Source organism: Tigheibacillus halophilus (genome assembly GCF_042683165.1).
GTDB lineage: Bacteria > Bacillota > Bacilli > Bacillales > Amphibacillaceae > Tigheibacillus > Tigheibacillus halophilus.
Map to the genome: position 1 here is coordinate 74,925 of NZ_JBHUIZ010000016.1, position 19,022 is coordinate 93,946.

At 42.3% G+C, this 19,022-nt stretch carries 18 protein-coding genes, 1 pseudogene and 5 riboswitches; of the genes and pseudogenes, 12 read left to right on the forward strand and 7 right to left on the reverse strand.

All coding sequences use genetic code 11. From position 1 onward, the window contains the following. Positions 1–64: 64 nt before the first annotated feature. Positions 65–172, reverse strand: a riboswitch (TPP riboswitch). A 30-nt stretch (positions 173–202) separates the two neighbouring features. Then, positions 203–1,156, reverse strand: a complete 954-nt coding sequence (lipA, locus tag ACFSMW_RS18270; RefSeq protein WP_390357790.1) for a lipoyl synthase — start codon at positions 1,154–1,156, stop codon at positions 203–205. Between the two features lie 10 nt (positions 1,157–1,166). After that, positions 1,167–1,982, reverse strand: coding sequence for a lipoate--protein ligase family protein (locus ACFSMW_RS18275; RefSeq protein WP_390357741.1), 816 nt, complete (start codon positions 1,980–1,982; stop codon positions 1,167–1,169). 108 nt (positions 1,983–2,090) lie between these two features. Beyond that, positions 2,091–2,198, reverse strand: a riboswitch (TPP riboswitch). A 423-nt stretch (positions 2,199–2,621) separates the two neighbouring features. Between ACFSMW_RS18275 and ACFSMW_RS18280 the strand changes: the two genes are divergently transcribed. The 8 genes from ACFSMW_RS18280 (at position 2,622) to ACFSMW_RS18315 (ending at position 11,743) form a co-directional block, all read left to right on the forward strand. After that, positions 2,622–3,293, forward strand: a complete 672-nt coding sequence (locus tag ACFSMW_RS18280) for a response regulator transcription factor (protein WP_390357742.1) — start codon at positions 2,622–2,624, stop codon at positions 3,291–3,293. After that, positions 3,290–4,372 (forward strand): sensor histidine kinase, encoded by a 1,083-nt coding sequence (locus ACFSMW_RS18285; RefSeq protein WP_390357743.1) that lies wholly within the window; start codon positions 3,290–3,292, stop codon positions 4,370–4,372. The genes ACFSMW_RS18280 and ACFSMW_RS18285 overlap by 4 nt, the downstream gene beginning before the upstream one ends. 45 nt (positions 4,373–4,417) lie before the next feature. After that, entirely contained in the window at positions 4,418–6,178 is a 1,761-nt protein-coding gene (locus ACFSMW_RS18290) for an ABC transporter ATP-binding protein (RefSeq protein ID WP_390357744.1), read from the forward strand. Between the two features lie 178 nt (positions 6,179–6,356). Further along, the gene (locus ACFSMW_RS18295) at positions 6,357–7,202 is read left to right on the forward strand and encodes a class I SAM-dependent methyltransferase (protein WP_390357745.1); all 846 of its coding nucleotides are present in this window, start codon (positions 6,357–6,359) and stop codon (positions 7,200–7,202) included. A 322-nt stretch (positions 7,203–7,524) separates the two neighbouring features. Further along, complete coding sequence (locus ACFSMW_RS18300) at positions 7,525–8,127, forward strand: trimeric intracellular cation channel family protein (protein ID WP_390357791.1); 603 nt, start codon at positions 7,525–7,527, stop codon at positions 8,125–8,127. Between the two features lie 272 nt (positions 8,128–8,399). Next, entirely contained in the window at positions 8,400–8,810 is a 411-nt protein-coding gene (locus ACFSMW_RS18305; RefSeq protein ID WP_390357746.1) for a hypothetical protein, read from the forward strand. A gap of 10 nt (positions 8,811–8,820) precedes the next feature. Then, the gene (locus tag ACFSMW_RS18310) at positions 8,821–9,579 is read left to right on the forward strand and encodes a hypothetical protein (RefSeq protein WP_390357747.1); all 759 of its coding nucleotides are present in this window, start codon (positions 8,821–8,823) and stop codon (positions 9,577–9,579) included. 118 nt (positions 9,580–9,697) lie between these two features. Further along, positions 9,698–11,743, forward strand: a complete 2,046-nt coding sequence (locus ACFSMW_RS18315) for a catalase (RefSeq protein WP_390357748.1) — start codon at positions 9,698–9,700, stop codon at positions 11,741–11,743. Positions 11,744–11,897: 154 nt separating this feature from the next. Here the strand turns inward: ACFSMW_RS18315 and ACFSMW_RS18320 are convergent, their stop codons facing one another. The 4 genes from ACFSMW_RS18320 to ACFSMW_RS18335 all read right to left on the reverse strand — a co-directional run bounded on the left by ACFSMW_RS18320 (position 11,898) and on the right by ACFSMW_RS18335 (position 13,766). Then, entirely contained in the window at positions 11,898–12,212 is a 315-nt protein-coding gene (locus ACFSMW_RS18320) for a DMT family transporter (protein ID WP_390357749.1), read from the reverse strand. Next, positions 12,212–12,553, reverse strand: coding sequence for a DMT family transporter (locus ACFSMW_RS18325; protein WP_390357750.1), 342 nt, complete (start codon positions 12,551–12,553; stop codon positions 12,212–12,214). The genes ACFSMW_RS18320 and ACFSMW_RS18325 overlap by 1 nt, the downstream gene beginning before the upstream one ends. Positions 12,554–12,610: 57 nt before the next feature. Continuing rightward, a riboswitch (guanidine-I (ykkC/yxkD leader) is annotated at positions 12,611–12,712 on the reverse strand. Between the two features lie 63 nt (positions 12,713–12,775). Then, a complete protein-coding gene (gene paiA / locus ACFSMW_RS18330) occupies positions 12,776–13,294 on the reverse strand; it encodes a spermidine/spermine N(1)-acetyltransferase (protein ID WP_390357751.1) in 519 nt (172 codons plus the stop codon). Between the two features lie 19 nt (positions 13,295–13,313). Beyond that, entirely contained in the window at positions 13,314–13,766 is a 453-nt protein-coding gene (locus ACFSMW_RS18335; RefSeq protein ID WP_390357792.1) for a MarR family winged helix-turn-helix transcriptional regulator, read from the reverse strand. A 115-nt stretch (positions 13,767–13,881) separates the two neighbouring features. Here ACFSMW_RS18335 and ACFSMW_RS18340 point away from each other — a divergent pair, with 115 nt between their 5' ends. Then, a complete protein-coding gene (locus ACFSMW_RS18340; RefSeq protein WP_390357752.1) occupies positions 13,882–14,526 on the forward strand; it encodes a YczE/YyaS/YitT family protein in 645 nt (214 codons plus the stop codon). A 255-nt stretch (positions 14,527–14,781) separates the two neighbouring features. Beyond that, positions 14,782–15,041: pseudogene (locus ACFSMW_RS18345) on the forward strand (transposase); the annotation flags it as partial. 115 nt (positions 15,042–15,156) lie between these two features. On the opposite strand, the gene ACFSMW_RS18350 reads toward ACFSMW_RS18345, so the two are convergent. Beyond that, a complete protein-coding gene (locus ACFSMW_RS18350; RefSeq protein ID WP_390357753.1) occupies positions 15,157–16,269 on the reverse strand; it encodes a 5-methyltetrahydropteroyltriglutamate--homocysteine S-methyltransferase in 1,113 nt (370 codons plus the stop codon). 166 nt (positions 16,270–16,435) lie between these two features. Then, a riboswitch (SAM riboswitch) is annotated at positions 16,436–16,536 on the reverse strand. A 251-nt stretch (positions 16,537–16,787) separates the two neighbouring features. Further along, positions 16,788–16,894, forward strand: a riboswitch (SAM riboswitch). Between the two features lie 138 nt (positions 16,895–17,032). On the opposite strand from ACFSMW_RS18350, the gene ssuE reads away from it, so the two are divergent. Together ssuE and ACFSMW_RS18360 are read left to right on the forward strand one after the other, a co-directional pair. Next, a complete protein-coding gene (ssuE, locus tag ACFSMW_RS18355) occupies positions 17,033–17,587 on the forward strand; it encodes an NADPH-dependent FMN reductase (RefSeq protein WP_390357754.1) in 555 nt (184 codons plus the stop codon). A gap of 24 nt (positions 17,588–17,611) precedes the next feature. Beyond that, positions 17,612–18,997: an LLM class flavin-dependent oxidoreductase gene (locus tag ACFSMW_RS18360; protein WP_390357755.1), complete on the forward strand. Its 1,386-nt coding sequence runs from the start codon at positions 17,612–17,614 to the stop codon at positions 18,995–18,997. Positions 18,998–19,022 lie beyond the last annotated feature (25 nt).

A 19,022-nucleotide genomic window follows, 5' to 3' on the forward strand; every position in this document is an offset into this window, starting at 1 on the left:
TAAAAAAATGCATTCGCGAGGAATGCAGTAGTTTAGTAGATGGGTATAAGTGATAGATTTATGCCCATGATTGACTACGCTTCCCCACGCTGGTATTATCCAGATCGGGTGCAAAGGGTCGGAACAAAATGATTGTCCTTCTCAGCCGTGTACAGCTCCCCTGGTGTCATTGAATAGATTTTTTTAAAAGAAAAAGTTTTTGTCAGAACGTAAAATCAATTGTTTCATCGGTTTGTTTTTCATAGCCCTTCATATATTGGATCCGACGTTGCGCTGACCCGCGATTGACTTGTTCATCAGCATGATAAGAAGATCGGACAAGCGGGCCGGACTCACAATGACGGAATCCCTTTTTCAAGGCGATCTCCTTCAGTTCAGCGAATTCATCCGGATGATAGTACTTTTCCACAAATAAATGCTTTCTGGTAGGCTGCAAGTACTGGCCAATCGTCATAATGTCAACACCATGAGCCAGCAAGTCATCCATAGCCTGGACAATCTCTTCTTTTGTTTCACCCAGGCCAAGCATGATGCTGGATTTCGTTGGTGTGTGCGGTGCAATCAATTTGACACGCTGCAAGAGTTGAAGTGAACGATCATACTGTGCCTTTGCGCGTACGCGTTTTGTCAAACGACGTACTGTTTCGATATTGTGGTTGAAAATATCCGGCTTGCTGTTCATTAGCGTATATAAACTTTCATAATCACCTTTCATATCTGAAGGTAAAACCTCGATAGTGCAACCTGGATTCTTCTGTCGGATGGCGTTGACCGTTTCAGCAAATACGGCTGCGCCTCCATCATTCAAGTCATCCCGGGCCACAGCTGTGACTACCACATGTTTGAGCCCCATGATGGCGACAGAGTCTGCCACTCTGTCAGGCTCGCCCCAGTCCAATTCATTGGGCAACCCTGTTTTGACCGCACAAAAGCGGCAACCGCGTGTACATGTATCACCAAGGATCATGAATGTTGCAGTTTGCCGTTCACTCCAGCATTCATGGATATTAGGACATTTCGCTTCCTCGCAAACCGTATGCAATCTTTTTTCACGCATTAATTTTTTTAAGCCAGTATAGGATTTGTTCGTATTTAATTTAATTTTTAACCATTCCGGTTTGCGAATGTATTCCTTTTGCTGCACCATGATGTTCACCTCTGATTTTTTATTTGGCGTCCATGAGCGTTCCGAGAAGATAGTTAGATTTTGCAAGAGAGTGCACTTCCTCCCATTGCGAATTTGTTAATACGATGGGGCGAAGAGATATATCCAGGCCATGTTGGAAACCGGTATAAAACGCTTGCTTCACTTCGCCGTAAGAATGCTTTTTTAGCTTGATTTGATCCATCGTGATCGCTTTTTGAATGAACTGGCTTTTCTTCTTTTGCCGTACTGCTTCAGATGGAAAAGCAAACAAATCAAATAGCATATGTGCATTGATGCTCATAGGAATGGATCCATGCTGGAGCAATGTGCCTTGCTTGCGGGTTTGTGCATTTCCAGATATCTTTTTACCTTCAAAAACCATTTCATAGTAAGCGGTCTTTTCAAAACATATAGCAGTAATGTTTTTATCACGTTCTCTCCCAGGTGTTGCATAGCAAGCTGCTATTCCTAAGTTTCTGTAGCCCTGAAGCACTCCTTTTGATAACACATGATAAGCTTCTGTAATTGACGTTGGGATGGCATGATGGTTTTCAGAGATGACAATGCTGTATGTAAGCTCATTGTCGTGCAGAACAGCACTTCCGCCAGTCAGACGCCTAACAAGCTGGCAGCCATGTTTTTGCAATCCATCGAAATCGATATATTCCATTTTTTGAAAGTGTCCAATGGACAGGCTTGGACGAGACCAGCCATATAGCCGCAATGTCGGGGGAATGCGTCCCTGGCTGTGCCATCTTAATAAAGCTTCGTCCAGAGCCATATTGGTAGCTGCGTCGTGTAATCCACTATCCAAAAAACCCCATGTTTCTGTCACTGTTCCTCACCTCCCTATTTGATAAGCTGCATGTTGGATTTATGTGTTAATAAAAAAACTGCATTTCTTGGAAGAAATGCAGTCATGTCAGTTAATCACTGGTTTAATAAATACAAGACTGCACTTCCCCACGCTGGTATTATCCAGATCGGGTGCAAAGGGTCAGAACGTAATTGTTCTTCTCAGCTAATCATACAAGCTCCCCTAGTGCGAATTTTACCGTATGCAGTTTTCTAAATTTATCATAACGAGATTTGAATGGAATGTAAAGGAAAAGATTGAAAAATATACTATCTTCAGAGGAATTGAATGTCAGGCTGCACCATATAAAAATCAAATGTGAAAATGATGAAACCAAATGGTAAAAGGGAAAGTATATAAGGGGAGGAAGGCAGGTTTGGAAAAAGCAAAGTGACAGGATAATAAATTTGGTATGACACTATAATGAGCTTGGCTCCCCATATCTTCGTCCGTGTTTATGTGCTTGTCAGCCTGTATTATAATAAATAGGGAGTTCATATTCAGTTCATAAATTGATTGTAAGATACTATCAGTCACACAGGAAATGGACTTAGATTCGGTTACTATAACAAAGTACGTTTGAATCGTTCGGTATTTTGGATAAAGGAATGGATGCATATGGCGAAAATTTTAATCGTTGACGATGATGTGCATATAAGAGAATTGATAAAGCTGTTGTTGCGCGATGAAGGGTTTGACGTATACGAAGCGAGTGATGGCGTCGAGGCTTTGGCAATGCTGGAATCTATTAAGGCTGATATGGTCATATTGGATATCATGATGCCGAATATGGATGGCTGGGAGCTATGCCAGGAGCTGCGGGTTTTTTATGATTTCCCATTGCTTATGCTTACAGCCAAAAGAGAGACTTCCCAAAAGCTGAAGGGATTCGATATGGGCACGGATGATTATTTGGTCAAGCCATTTGAACCACTTGAGCTTGTGGCCCGGGTGAAAGCACTGCTTAAACGCTACCAGATCACCATGTCACAGCAGGTTAAACTAGGTGATATCGTATTGAAACGGAGAACTTTCGAGGCGATATGCAAGAATCAGCCCGTCGATTTGCCCTTAAAGGAATTCGAACTATTATTTCTGCTTGCAAATTATCCAGGAAAAACGTTCACAAGAGAGCAGCTCATCGAGACGATATGGGGCTATGACTATGAAGGTGATGAAAGAACGGTTGATGTTCATATTAAACGGCTGCGGGACAGGTTTTCTGACAAGCATGGCTTTCAAATCAGTACTGTGCGAGGTCTTGGTTACCGATTGGAGCTGAAGAAATGAAGAAAGAACGTTTTTTCTTTCCGTTTGTCGTTCTCTTCTGCTTATCCTTGTGCTGGATTGCCGCTTTTTATCTGATTGGCTATATTTTCAGCCTATTAAATGTCAGCTTCAATCCACTTACCACACAACTCATTATTTCTTTGGCTGGTTTTTTGATGTTTGGATCTATACTTTTTTTGGTGACGCGCTTTTTTTCAGGATGGAAAGAAAAACAAACACGTTATTTTCAAACTATTATTGATGCGATGAGACAAATTGCCAGCGGGAATTATGATGTGAACATAAGTAAACTGCCTGGTCATGACCATTCGGGTGATCCATTCTCAAAAATAATTGACAATATCAATTATATGTCTAAAGAGTTGGGACAGATTGAACAAATGAGACAGGAGTTCGTTTCAAACGTATCCCATGAAATACAATCACCGCTAACTTCCATCAGTGGATTCGCACGTGCATTGAAAAATGAAAATATCTCTGCTGAGGAGAGAGTGCACTACTTATCTATTATTGAAACAGAGAGTGAACGGTTGTCCAAAATCAGCGATAATCTGCTGAAGCTGACTGCACTGGAATCATCGCAACATCCCTTTGAATTACAGGAATATCGCTTGGATAAACAATTACAGCAAATCGTTCTGCGCTGTGAACCGCAATGGACTGCAAAACAAATCGATATGAATCTTGCATTGTCCAAGGCGGTCGTTACCGCAGATAAGGATTTATTGGATCAAGTCTGGATGAATTTGTTAAACAATGCAATTAAATTCACTCCGGATCATGGTACCATTGGCATTGCTATCCATGTGGACGAAGAAAAACTGGAAGTCGCTGTTTCGGATACAGGTATTGGGGTAGCTGAAGAAGAACAGCTGCATTTGTTTGAGAGATTTTATAAAGCTGATAAATCAAGGAATCGCAATCAAGGAGGGAGCGGGCTTGGCTTATCCATTGTCAAAAAAATCATCGACATGCACGGTGGAACCGTAAGCGTCATAAGCCAGCCAAATCTGGGAACAACGTTTACAGTCGCATTATGTGCGGGGACAGTCCCTCGCTCTAATAAAACGTTAAAGTGAAAAGCGATGGGGGAATGTCCCTGAGCAAAGAAGGAGTCATATTTGATGAAGAAACAACAGAATCGGAAGAAGCAGGAGAACCAGGCTGGGCTGAAGCCCTTTATTTCGTTGATATTATCAACGAACATACCTAAGCTCGCATTGACGGTCGGCTTGATTGCCAGTGTGCTGACAACATTGGCAGGATTGGTCGTCCCATTGCTCACCAAAAATCTGGTAGATGGTTTTTCAGTTTCATCGCTAAGTAAAACACTTATTCTAGCCATCGTGGCAGCATTTATCATTCAAGCACTTGTCAATGGATTATCGATATATCTACTGACTGCCGTGGGGCAAAGAATAGTCGCCAGGCTGCGCGAGAAGATGTGGCTGAAGCTGATCCGGCTGCCAATCAGCTATTTTGACCGGACAGCCAGCGGCCAAACAGTCAGCAGGGTTGTCAACGATACGAGCATCGTAAAGGATTTGATTTCTGACCATTTTCCACAGTTTATCACTGGAATTATTTCGATTATTGGTGCAATAACCATACTTCTCGTGATGGATTGGAAAATGACATTGATCATGCTGTTGGCAGTTCCCATGATTTTGATTGTCATGCTGCCGCTTGGACGTCAAATGATGAAAATTTCAAGAGGGCTGCAGGATCAAACCGCGGAATTTACGGGAGATATTCAGCAAACACTGGGCGAGATGCGCTTAATGAAGTCATCGAATGCCGAAAAAAGTGAGGAAGCGAAAGGGCTGACCGGTATTAAAAAACTGCTCGGCTTTGGGTTAAAAGAAGCACGTATCAATGCATTGATTGCGCCGACAATGTACCTTGCCATGATGGTAGTCATGGTGACGATCATTGGCTATGGCGGTGTACGTGTTGCTTCAGGCTCGCTTTCGACAGGCACATTGGTGGCATTCTTGCTATATTTATTTCAAATTATCATGCCTGTGACGACATTTGCTATGTTTTTCACCCAACTGCAAAAAGCCAAGGGAGCAACAGAAAGGATCATTGACATTCTGGAGCTGCCGTTGGAGGAAGGGCAGGAAGGAAAAAATGTCGATATTAGGGAGAAAGCAGTCCACGTACAGCATGTATCTTTTGCATATGCGGAAGGTGAACCAGTCTTGACCGATATTTCTTTTGATGCCCGTCCTGGAGAAATGATTGCTTTTGCCGGACCGAGCGGAGGAGGAAAAACCACAATGTTCGGCTTGTTAGAGCGATTCTATGAACCGACTGACGGCCAAATCTTTATTGGAGAAACACCGATCAAAGCGTTGTCGATGGAATCGTGGCGTAGCCAAATCGGCTATGTTTCACAGGAAAGCGCCATGATGGCGGGGACGATTCGCGAAAATTTATGTTACGGATTGGAGCAGCAGACAGATGGTATCACAGATGAGCGCCTGTGGGAAGTTGCGGAAATGGCCTATGCGGACCAGTTTATCGCTTCTTTTCCAAACAAGCTTGATACAGAAGTGGGAGAGCGCGGTGTGAAACTTTCCGGAGGGCAAAGACAACGTATTGCCATTGCCAGAGCATTTTTGCGTGATCCTAAAATATTGATGATGGATGAGGCGACTGCCAGTCTGGACAGCCAATCAGAACAAGTAGTACAGCAGGCGTTGACGAGATTGATGGAAGGGCGGACGACATTCGTCATCGCGCACAGGCTTTCTACAATAGTAGATGCGGATAAAATCATTTTTATTGAAAATGGTCAAGTGACTGGCAGCGGAACCCATCAGGAATTGACTGAAACACATGCGTTATATCGCGAATTCGCAAAACAACAATTAAGATAAAAATAATACTGCCTATGTAAACAGGACACCAACACAACTGGTGTCCTTTCGCATTTGGGAAATAGAGATGTTCATAGACAGTTGAAGAAGGGGAGCGTATACTTTGCAGTAAATATGCCGGGCCAGTAATAAGGGAAAAGTCAGATGAACCGGTTTGTTTAAAAAAGGGGGTAAAAATATGGGTGAGAACATGGTGGATACGATACTGGACTGCATGGCAAGCGGACGTGAAAATCGTTCAATCCAGCGTGCCCAAACTGCTCATCGTTTGAAACTCGCATCTTATTGGGAGATTGGACAAGGGGACCGCATTCTGGAAATCGGCTGCGGACAAGGAGATACTACGGCCGTTCTAGCATACCTCGCTGGAAAAAACGGTTTTGTACATGGTGTAGATGTGGCAGCTCCAGACTATGGCGCACCAATCACATTAGGAGATTCCATTGCATACTTGCAAAATTCTTTCCTGGGTGAACGTATCCAAGTTCATTTTGAGACGGACATATTGGAGGATGCAAACAATTTTCCAACTGGATATTATGACTGTGCGGTATTATCACATTGTTCCTGGTATTTTAATTCCATTGCCAAATTGGAAGCTCTCCTGTACAAATTGCGTGGATTTGCAAAAAAACTCTGTTTTGCGGAGTGGGACGCTAATGCCCAAAGGGCGGACCAGATTGCTCATTTTCTCGCAGTCTTGATCCAAGCGCAATATGAATCATATAAGCGCGACAGCTCATCCAATATACGAACATTGCTTACATCGTCAGATATAAAAGAAATAGTGGAGCGGACCGGCTGGCAAATTGAAAAAGAAGCATCGTTTTTGTCGCCTGATTTGCAAGATGGAAAATGGGAAACAGATTTTGTGCTGGAAGCCTTTGAAGAAGAATTGCAGGCAATCGAAGGGGTACCTGACAAATTTAAAGCATTATTGCAATCACAAATGAAATTACTAGAAACTGCTGTTCGAAAGCATCCTGTCAAACCATTGCCAGTCTTCACATTGACTGCCAAATGAAAGCTGTTATCGAAGTAATACGTGGAACGTGCTGTTTATCATAACCATATAAGTTACGAAGGCAGGGAGAGCAAGCTAATTTTTGAGGGTGAATTACTACAGCTTTGCCTTGCCAGTAGTAACAATTTGATGGAACGATAACGCTTGAAATAAGTAATTTACTGCTATCTATCCACACTTCAAAATTTTTACATTCTGCTCGCGTTTTCTATTTTGTCTCGTGCTTCCTCCATTAATTCATCAAAGCCTAGCCTAAAATATTTGAATAGATATACCTTATCGAACTAAAATAAAAATAAAAGTTGTAAAAGGAAGTGGCATGTTGACGTTTGATGTGCTGAATGTGATTGGTACTATTGCATTTGCAATCAGTGGGGCGATTATAGCGATGAAAGAGGATTTTGATATCCTGGGTGTTCAAGTTTTGGGATTCACGACCGCATTCGGAGGCGGCACAGTGCGGAATTTATTGATTGGGATTCCGATTGAAAACATTTGGGCCCAAGGGAATCTATTTGTTGTCGTATTCTTGACGATTATCGTTATTTTTTTAGTGCCGGATCGATGGTGGATACAATACTGGAATAAATGGGGAATCTTTTTTGATGCGCTTGGATTGGCATCTTTTGCTATACAAGGGGCTTTCACAGCTGTTCAATTTGGCGCTCCATTAAGTGCCGTGCTTGTTGCTGCAACATTGACGGGCTCTGGCGGTGGGATGATCCGGGATATTTTCGCCGGCAGAAAACCGATGATTTTCCGCGAGGAGATTTATGCCCTTTGGGCGACCCTGGGCGGTTTAATGATTGGACTTGGCCTCATCAGGGGACCTTGGATGACGGCTGCATTATTTGTGGCGATTGTTGCGTTAAGAATGCTGTCGGTGCATTTTAAATGGAGATTGCCCCGCCATGCCATATCGTGAGGCGAATGATTCAATTAATTTTCCAATGATGGAACGAAAATGAAGAGTGGTACATATCAGCTATGTATCGCTCTTTATTTTTATGGACTTTGTGATCAGCATTTCAACGGACAAGAATCTTCTTGCTTCCATATGTGAGATAGTCATGTTTCAAAGATTGTCCGTCATAGCATCAAGGAATTTGTTTGATAAATACCAAATCGGGTAAAAACAAACAAAAATGATTCCGTGATTCCGTTGGAATATAATGGATTGAATGTTGGAGGACGATGATGGAAGAAGTAGTGGTTGGCGTTGTGCCTGCTCCTGAACTGCCGGCAACGATCGCCCGTAAGCTGAGTTTAAGCCTGGAGAAGAAGCTCACAGAATATATTGATGATGAAGTTTGTTGGAAAGTTGAAATCGAGATAGATTCGTTGACTGGCGCAGCGGAAAAAGTAAAAGAAATCATGGATGAAGCCAAGAAATTAAAGGAGAAAAATGATTGGAACTATGTTATTTGCTTAACTGACTTGCCTATATTCAACGGTAAGTTCATTGTCCTGGCAGATGCGGATGTGGAAGCGAAAATCGCCCAGATTTCTCTCCCTGCATTTGGAACATTGCCTACACCGAAAAGAGTGAGGAAGACACTGGTGCATATGGTGAAAAAAATTATATTTTCGCCATATCAACACGGATGATAATATTCAATTGCTGCAGAAAGGAATCGGCTTCAGAGAACATAAGCAGCAGAACGGATTTTTCGGAAAGCTGAAAGAGGCATTTTATTTTTCAACTATTCAGCGACAAGAGTTTTCCAAGAAATTTGACGGCGTATCTGTCCGCTTTATGGTTGTTCCAAAATGGAATGGATTAATGAAGATCCTATCAGGGATGACAGTTGCCAATCGTCCGTGGGCAATTATGCCGTCATTCAAGGGCGTTACCGGTGTAGCTTTTGCAACCGGTGCGTACATGCTCATTTTCACTACTTTGTGGCAGCTAAGTGCATTGTATGGACTGGATCGATTTGTGGGACTCATGCTGGCAGCCATGTTCGGCATGGTGTCCTGGATTATTTTTGCGCATGATCTGTGGGAAAAGGCGGGCGGCAATAATTCCAAGAGATTAAGACTGCTTTATAATGCCACAACCGTGTTGACACTCAGCACGTCCGTGATCGTTTTTTATGTTTCCCTTTTTATGCTGTTTTTGATTGCCGTTTCCGTTTTTGTTCCACCGGACATCTTTCAAGAGACCATCGGCCATCAGGTAGGGTTATTTGATTATGTCAAGCTGGCTTGGCTGGCCACTTCTGCCGCGACAGCTGCTGGAGCAATTGGAGCTGGATTGGAAAAGGCAGAAACAGTCCGGACAAGCACGTATAGCTACAGACAATATATCCGCTCCGAAAAAATACGGAAACAGCGGGAAAAAGAACAAGCAGAGGAACAAGGCGAGAAGAAGTGACCGCATTGTTCTTTTTTTCTGACAGAGGGTGCTAGGCTATCCTTTATATGTTTGGGTATTTTATGAGCAGGGAAACGCATAGGTAGTGAACCATTTCGTTGAAGGAGGATAAAATCCAATGAGTGAAGAAAACAAGGTGAACGGCAACAGCAAGAATGAACAGCTCGATCAATTTCGCAGTGATGAGCGTGATAAGCATTTAACGACCAACCAGGGGCTGAAGGTGTCTGAAGATGAATTTTCATTGAAAGCGGGAAGCCGTGGCCCTACTTTGATGGAGGATTTTCATTTCCGGGAGAAAATGACCCATTTTGACCATGAGCGGATACCGGAAAGGATTGTCCATGCCAGGGGGTATGGCGCGCATGGAGAATTTGAATTATATGAATCAATGCAGCCGTATACCAAAGCGAAGTTCTTGCAGGAACCCGGAGCCAAGGTGCCGGTATTTGTAAGATTTTCGACAGTTGCAGGTTCGAAAGGGTCCTTCGATATCCCGCGTGATGTCCGTGGTTTTGCGACAAAATTCTATACAGAAGAGGGAAACTTCGATTTGGTTGGAAACAATATGCCCGTCTTTTTCATTCAGGATGCGATCAAATTCCCTGATTTTGTACATGCTGTGAAACCTGAGCCCGATACAGGTTATCCGCAAGCGGCTTCCGCGCATGATACGTTCTGGGATTTTATTGCCAACAATCAGGAATCTGCACATATGGTCATGTGGCTTATGTCAGATCGTGCTATTCCTAGAAGCTTGCGAATGATGGAAGGTTTCGGGGTGCATACATTCCGTTTCATTAACGAGGAAGGCAAATCCCATTTTGTGAAGTTCCACTGGAAGCCGAAACTTGGTGTTCATTCCACTGTTTGGGATGAAGCGCAGAAAGTGAATGGTAAAAATCCCGATTTTAATCGCCAGGATATACACGAATCCATTGAAAACGGCGATTATCCAGAATGGGAACTAGGTGTGCAAATTGTGCCGGAGGAAGATGAATTCAAATTCGATTTCGATGTTTTGGATCCTACGAAACTGTGGCCGGAAGAGGATGTTCCGGTAAAAATCATCGGTAAAATGACGCTAAATAGAAATGTGGACAATGTGTTTGCCGAAACGGAACAGGTTGCGTTCCACCCAGGGAGTGTCGTGCCGGGAATTGATTTTTCAAATGACCCGCTGCTTCAAGGCAGATTGTTCTCCTATACGGATACCCAGCTTATAAGGCTTGGCGGCCCGAACTTCCATGAGCTGCCAATCAATCGTCCTGTATGCCCATTCCATAATAACCAGCGTGACGGCTATGGACGCCAAACAATCAATATAGGTAAAGCAAGCTATCACAATAATTCCATTGCAGGTAACTCTCCTTCTACAGCAACAGTGGAAGAGGGCGGCTATGAGCACTATCAGGAGAAAGTGGAAGGCCGGAAAATTCAGGCTCGAAGTGAGAGCTTCAAGGATCACTTCTCCCAGGCTACAATGTTTTGGAACAGTATGTCTGAGGTGGAAAAAGCCCACATCGAAGAGGCTTTCAGTTTTGAACTCAGTATGGTAAATGACAAGGCTATCCGCCAGCAGGTGGTGGATATGATCGCTTATATCGATTTGGAGCTTTCCAAAGAAGTGGCGGCAAATGTCGGTGTACAGGAGCCAATCGATGGCGGATCTGACGTGACCAAGTCTTCCCCCGCACTCAGCCAGATGAATACTGTCCATAAACCGGATACCATGAAAATCGCTGTAGTACTCCATGAAGGCTATAATGACACGGAGGTACAAACAGTGCTTGAAGGGTTGAAGAAAAACAATACCTATCCAACTGTCATCAGCTCGAAACTTGGCAGGGTAAAAGGACAAAATGGCTTGGAAGTGGAAGCCGAAGCAACGTTTGATACAGGAGACCCCGTGTTATTTGATGCTTTATATGTAGCTGGGGGAAAAGATTCAGATAGTGATTTCACCAAAAAGGCAAATTACATGATCAAGGAAACCTTCAAACATTTCAAGCCTATTGGAGCTACTGGAGAAGGAATTGCCATATTGCATGAAAATGATATAGCAGATGAACCGGGTGTTGTAACAGGTAAGGGGACAGATGATTTCCTATCCGGGTTTATCAATGCAGTGTCTGCGCACCGTCATTGGAACCGCAATCTATAAACGCAGTAAGGGAAAATAGTGAGTGCACCTCCAAATCTTAGACACGGTCTACCATTTGGAGGTGTCTTTCTTTCTGTATATTTACGAAGGAAGAATCTGCATTTTGAACATTATCGCCTGCAGCTATTGCTGCAATTATTTCGATTTGCTCATCTTATGTGACTAGCTTAAGACCGATTGCCGAGAATAAAACCATTGCAATAAAGACGATTCTCTTCCAATCTTTTGATTCACCATAACATATCATGCCAATTATTGCGCCGCCAACAACACCAATTCCTGTCCAAATGGCATACCCTGTTCCCATAGGTATGGATTGCAATGAATAACTGAGTAATGCCAGACTCAAACCGAATCCTGCAATTAATAAAATGACTGTCCGCCAGCTTTTCTTTACAGAGAGTTGATTGATCATTGTTACACCGAATGTTTCCAATAATCCTGCTAAGATTAAAGTAAACCAAGCCATCAGGATGCAGCTCCTTCCCCAGCCTTATCAGATGTGACTAATTTCAAGCCAATGACACCGATTAATAGTGTTGCTATCAGAATGATTTTCCCCCATCTGAATGGTTCTCCAAATAAAAGAATCCCAGCAATCACAGTACCCGCTGTGCCCACCCCCACAAAAACAGCATAGACCGTTCCAGCTGGAAGGACTTGTGCAGCTGTAATCATCAAATAATTACTAACGACAAGAATGATAATTGTTCCTGTCCATGTCCAAAAATCATACGCGTGGGTTAACCCGATCACCCAGAAGATTTCTAAAATAGCCGCAATAAATACTTTGATCCAATTTGTGTTCACTAAAAACACCTCCAACTTTATTCAAAAAAAGCCCTGAGAGGCAACTGTCCATACAGTTTCTCCCGGGCTTTTATCCCTCCGTGACACAGCAGTTCACTGTGCGTTTTCTCTCGGACCAGACCAACATGATAGATGTGCGGAACCCTAGAAAACATTTCGGCTATATAATTAATTACCATTTTACACAAGTATTCTTCCCAAGTACAGCCCTTTCATACAAGATCATCTAAGTGTTTTCACCATGATGAGGTCGATTTGTTCTTCATCCCCCATATAGAAAGAATGGGCTCCAGTTTGGATAAAAGCGTTTTTCTTATAAAAAGCAATCGCATTTTCATTTTTTTCCCATACGCCTAGCCAAATTTTCTTTTTATGATGTTCCATGGCGATTTCTATAGCGCTATTTAGCAAATATTTACCAAGTCCATTTTTTTGAAATGGATGCTGTATATAAATTCTTTCAATCTCAAGTGATCCTTCTCCCATTTCTTCGGATTGGGCATCATCCATATTGACCTTTAAATAGCCGGCAAGTTCATGATTGAAACAGACAAAAAAGAACTGTGAAGCAGTATTGGATAACTCTTTTTCTAACTGTTTTAAGTTAAACGCTTTTTCCAAATAGGCATCCATGTTTTCAGGTGCATTCTGGTGCTTGAATGTATCATGGAATGTATTATAGCTAATTTCTTGCAGTTTGTGTAAATCTCGCAGGGTACACTTTTTGATATGAATAGTCATTCCTATGTATCGCTCCTTATTAATAGTTTCTTTTGTTACCTTTTTTAACAAATTCCCAGTCTTTTTCTATATTTTTTCTTACCCTTTGCAGGAGCTTGGAAATAGTCTCAACTTCTGTTTTCGAAAATCCGGCTAACGCGACGGTATTGGAGTGGTCATTTTCTCTTATTATAAAAGGATAAACATTTCCTCCTTTTTCTGTAGGAAAGAGTTTTTTAATTTTTTTGTTGCGTGCATCATCTTTCTTTTCTATAAACCCATTCATCTCAAGTTTTTTAATAGCACGGGCAGCTGTTGTGCGATCCACTTTTGTCATTTCAGCAAGCTTCTCTTGAATTATTCCAGGGTTTTCACATATTCGAACAAGATATAAATATTGCCCTTTTGTAAGGTCATATTCTTTAAATTCTATATTACTTATAGAGTCCAATGCCCTTGCGATCATGCCGATTTCACGGAGAATTTCCATTATAATGAACTCCTTCCATATTATCTTTGTTGCAAGTGCAATAAAAATGACATATAGTAAGTTTAACTTCGCTTTGTTGTATTTGCAACAAAAAATAATGGCAAAGAGGTGACAGTGAATGAAATATATCTATTTTGTATTGGGCATTTTTATATTAACGCTGGGTATTTCTTTCACTATACAATCAAACCTTGGAACTTCGCCCTTTGATGCACTCTTGGTAGGGTTAGCTGAAAATGTGGGGCTTACGGTGGGCAGCTGGGAAGTAATCATAGCTTTATTATTGATATGCTGCAATGCCCTTTTGGGAAGACAGAAATTAGAAATATCGGGTTTGTTAACGGCATGTATAACGGGTATCGGCATTGATATGTGGCTCTTTTTATTGCATAATTTCTTGACACCTGAACTATGGTACAGCAAAGTAGTTTGTTTTGGAGTTGGCTTAGTAATTATAGGACTCGGAACAGCGATTTATTTACACACAAATTTCGCACCTATTCCAGTGGACCGATTAACATTAATCATACAAGCATTAATGAAAACAAATATAGTTTTTTCCAGAACATGTATTTACCTCGTGTTCTTGATAGCAGCGGCGGCTTTAAATGGACCAATTGGCATCGGCACTATACTGACGGTTTGTTTAGGAGGGTTAATACTTCATTGCTTTATGCCATTTACTGGGAAAATAATCAATCGCAAACTAGCAGACGCCAGTACATGGCCAATTCATGATAAAGCAAAAAAATCTTCAGTCTAAGAAAGATTGCTGAAAAAGTCTAAAAAGGCAAACCAGATTCTTTATAACGCTCTAGTTTGTTTTTTTGTATTAAACAATAAAATCCAAATAATCAACGGCTAATATAACTTATATGGCGGGAAGCACCGTTGATTTTCACTTCAGGTGGACGCTTTCTGCGAGATTTTCGGCTGTTGCCTTTCCGCGGGAGTCGCTACCTTCCGTGGCAATCAACGGGATACGCGATTTCTTAAACAAATGTAGGTGGTGTCTCGGATAATCTCAAACCAGCAATCTCTATCGCTTAGTCCTTTTACACAAATTTATAAGCTTGTCGTGCCAAAGGATAATATGTTGCGCCAGATCAAAAAGCTTGTAGATTTTGTACGCCATGAATAAAATGAACATATTGTTATGGCAACGGACGTAATGCAGTCCCGCCCATTCGCATGTTCAAATACCTTCTGCTTAAATCCATTTTTGACTTATCCGATGTGGATGTCGTGAAACGTTCCCAATATGAAACCCCCACTAAAAATCCAAAAAGGAATTTTAGGGGGGATTTTGTGTACAGAAAACCTGTATCATAAAATAACCTTAGATTTTCAGTGGCCTCGTCTAAGAAGTTTTTTTGCTTTTCTTGCATACTGTCTATATTTCCCCCCAGATTTCTTTCGCGGTTTCTACAATAAATCGTAATTTTTCCCATTGTTGTTCTTCTGATAAAATATTTCCATGATGCGTAGAAGCGAAACCGCACTGTGTGCTCAAGCATAATTGCTCCAGCGGAACATATTTGGCAGCCTCCTGGATCCGTGCCTTAATGAATTCTTTCTCCTCCAGCTCACCGAATTTGGAAGTGACTACACCGAGCACCACTTGTGGCCCGCCAGCAGGAATCTGAGCCAGCGGTTTGAAATCTCCCGAACGTTCGTCGTCATATTCCAGGAAAAACCCATCCACTTTCTCCTTAGCGAACAGTGTCGGAGCGATATGGGCATAACTCCCTTCGAAAGCCCATTTGCTTCGATAATTACCTCGGCAAAGATGTGTAGTCACATATAAATCCTCGGGCTTGTTCTCCAAGACGCCATTGCTGACACGCAGGGCAAGCTCGATCAGTTGTTCTCTGGTGTAACCCGCTTCACATGTTTGCAGCACTTCAGTGTTCAATCCCGCAATATACACATCATCCAATTGCAGATAGCGTACGCCTGCCTCGTAAAATGCCCGCAAAGCATCCTGATACGTTTTGATTACGTCATTGGCATATTCCTCCAGGTCCGGATAAATCTCTGAATTGCGGATGCCGCGATGAAAGAGTTGGTTTGGGCTGGGAATCGTCTGTTTGGCAATGGCGCGTCCATTTACAATTTTCTTGAACGCTTTAAAGTCTTTAATAAAAGGGTGCTCTGGATTAAAAGAGATTTTTCCATGATTACGGATATTGTAGCGCTCTGTTTCTTCTCCTTTGAAAGCATATCCTGATTCTGGCACATACCCTTCGAAGCCGTTGAGATGCTCTAAAAAATCAAGATGCCACCACGTTCTGCGGAATTCTCCGTCTGTCACGGCTTTTAAGCCGACTTCAATTTGTTTGTTCACGACCCGTCGGATTTCATTTGTCTCCACTTCCCGAAGTGCTTTGGCTGAAATAGCTCCTTCTTTATATTGCTGACGCGCATCATGTAATTTCTGGGGACGCAGCAAACTCCCCACCTGATCTGCTTTGAATGGCACTTTGATTAATGTTTCTGTTGTCATTACAACCTCTCCTTTTTTTCAGGAAGTTAAAAGCTGACATTATCTGCCTCTTCAATCTGACTGACATTGTCATTTGGTGAAGCCTGCTGAAGAGATGGGTGTAAAATAAAAAATCTCTTCTATTAAGAAAGAAGAGATTTAAATGACAGTACGACCCGTGCAACTCTTCTTATCTTCAGCTTGAATGCTTCTGGAATTGGCACAGTACCGATTCGGTCTGCTGCCGAGGCTTCAAAGGGCCAGTCCCTCCACCTCTCTGGATAAGAAAAAACGTATTTTATTTTGATTAATATAAATAATACATATATTTTTGTGTTAAGTCAATGAGAAAATAAAAAATTCTAATTATTGGTTGAGGAGATACAAAGCAAGGTGTATTGCACATTTCGGGCATTTTGTTTTTTCATAGAGGATAAAATAGATCTCCAAAGTTTCATGGTGGAACGGAATTTTAATATTAATCAAAAAAGTATTGACTTATTATTATTCCAGTGATAACATCACATTTAATTCAATAATTCTTATCAAGAGAAGCTGAGGGAAGTGGCCCAGTGAAGCTTCAGCAACCTCTGGCAATGCCAGAAAGGTGCTAATTCCACCAAGTGTCATTCTTGGGAGATAAGAGCGCATAAGGACGTTATGACCCTCTTTTCTTATCCGGGAAAAGAGGGTTTTATTATTTGTCAACGTACAATGAGCATAAGCGCTATATAAACCCGAGTTTGGTTATAAGAATAATGTGGATATAGGAGGAATCGGCCGTATGCAAGAAGTTGTGATCCTGTCAGGTAGCCCATCCGCTATTTCCGGGACTGAAAAAGTGTTGGAGCATTTAGGAACAATATTGACGGAAAAACATTTTTCTGTGAAGCACATTTCGGTTCGCGACGTTCCCAAAGAAGACTTGTTTCAAGGTGATTTTGAAAGCCAGTCTGTCATCGAGCTGGGAAGATCTTTGCAAAGAGCCGATGGTGTGATTATCGGGTCGCCGGTTTACAAAGCTGCATATTCAGGAGTTTTAAAAGCGTTGCTGGATATTTTACCACAGGATATTTTGCAGCATAAACCAGTATTGCCACTGATGACGGGAGGAAGCCCCTCCCACATGCTAGCGTTGGAATACACGTTGAAGCCGTTACTGGCAACATTGAAAGGGCAAAGTTTAAAAGGTGTTTATATGCTAAACAGCCAAATCGCCAAGCATTCACCTATTCCAATCACGGATGAGGATGTGCTGAATCGTATGAAAAAGCAATTGCATTATTTTATCGAGCTGCTGAAAAGGCAAAAGACATTTGCCGTAGCATCGCCATTCTGAATAAGCAGGAGGAGGCAATACTTCATGACCAAGAAAAGGATTTATTTAAATGCATTTGAAATGAATTGTGCAGGCCATCAATCACCTGGACTGTGGACTCATCCTAAAGATCAGTCCCACCGTTATAAAGATAGCGAATACTGGATCGCTCTGGCAAAAACATTGGAAAAGGGACGTTTTGATGCTGTATTTCTCGCTGATGTTTTGGGGACTTATGATGTCTACAAAGGTTCAAGGGATGCTGCAGTCCGCCAGGGAGCCCAGTCACCGGTGAATGATCCTTTGCTTGTAGTGCCGCTTATGTCGGCGGTCACGAAACATCTCGGCTTCGGGGTGACAGCATCGGTAACACATGAACATCCCTATACATTTGCCCGCAGGATATCCACATTGGACCACCTGACGAAGGGAAGGGTTGGGTGGAACATTGTTACTTCTTATTTAAAGAGTGCCGCCGTCAATATGGGGCTGGATGACCAAGTAAAGCATGATGAGCGTTATGATATCGCCGATGAGTATTTGGAAGTTTGCTACAAACTGTGGGAAGGCAGCTGGGAAGATGATGCTGTCAAAGTGGATAAGGAAAACGGTATATTTGCGGATCCTGCAAAAGTGCATGACATTGCGCATGAAGGAAAATACTTCAAAGTTCCTGGCGCACATTTATGCGAACCGTCTCCGCAACGTACCCCAGTAATTTTTCAGGCTGGGGCATCAAGCAGAGGGCGCGCCTTCGCAGCTGGTAATGCTGAATTGGTATTCATCGGAGCTCCCACAGTCGAAATAGCAAAAAATACTGTTCAGAAGTTGCGGAAAGATATAAGGAAAACCGGGAGAGAACCAGAAGAAGTCAAAGTTCTGACTATGCTTGTCCCCATAGTCGGCAGAACAGAAGCAGAAGCAAATGCAAAATATGAGGATTATAAAAAACATATTAGCTATGAAGGGGCATGTGCATTACTTGGCGGCTGGACAGGAATAGATTTTTCCCAATTCGATCCGGACGAAAACCTTCACTATGTAGAAAACGATGCTATCCAGTCAGCGGTTGAAAATTTTACGAGAATAGATCCTGATAAGCAATGGACAGTTGGAGAAATTATTGAAACCGTCGGAATAGGGGGGATGGGAGCATCCGCTGTTGGAACCCCTGAACAAATCGCCGATGTGATGGAGACATGGGTCACTGATGCTGACGTGGACGGATTCAATATCGCATATGCTGTTTCCCCTGGTACGTTTGAGGATTTTGTAGAACTAGTCGTCCCGGTTTTGCAGGAAAGGGGACTTGTACCAAAGGGATATGAAGGAGACACCTTACGGGACAATCTGTTTGGAAATGGCAATCATTTGCCAAGTCATCACCAAGGAAAAAAATATGCTTTTCAACCTGTCACGTTAACAGAATGAACTATCTTGAAATTTACTGAAGGAG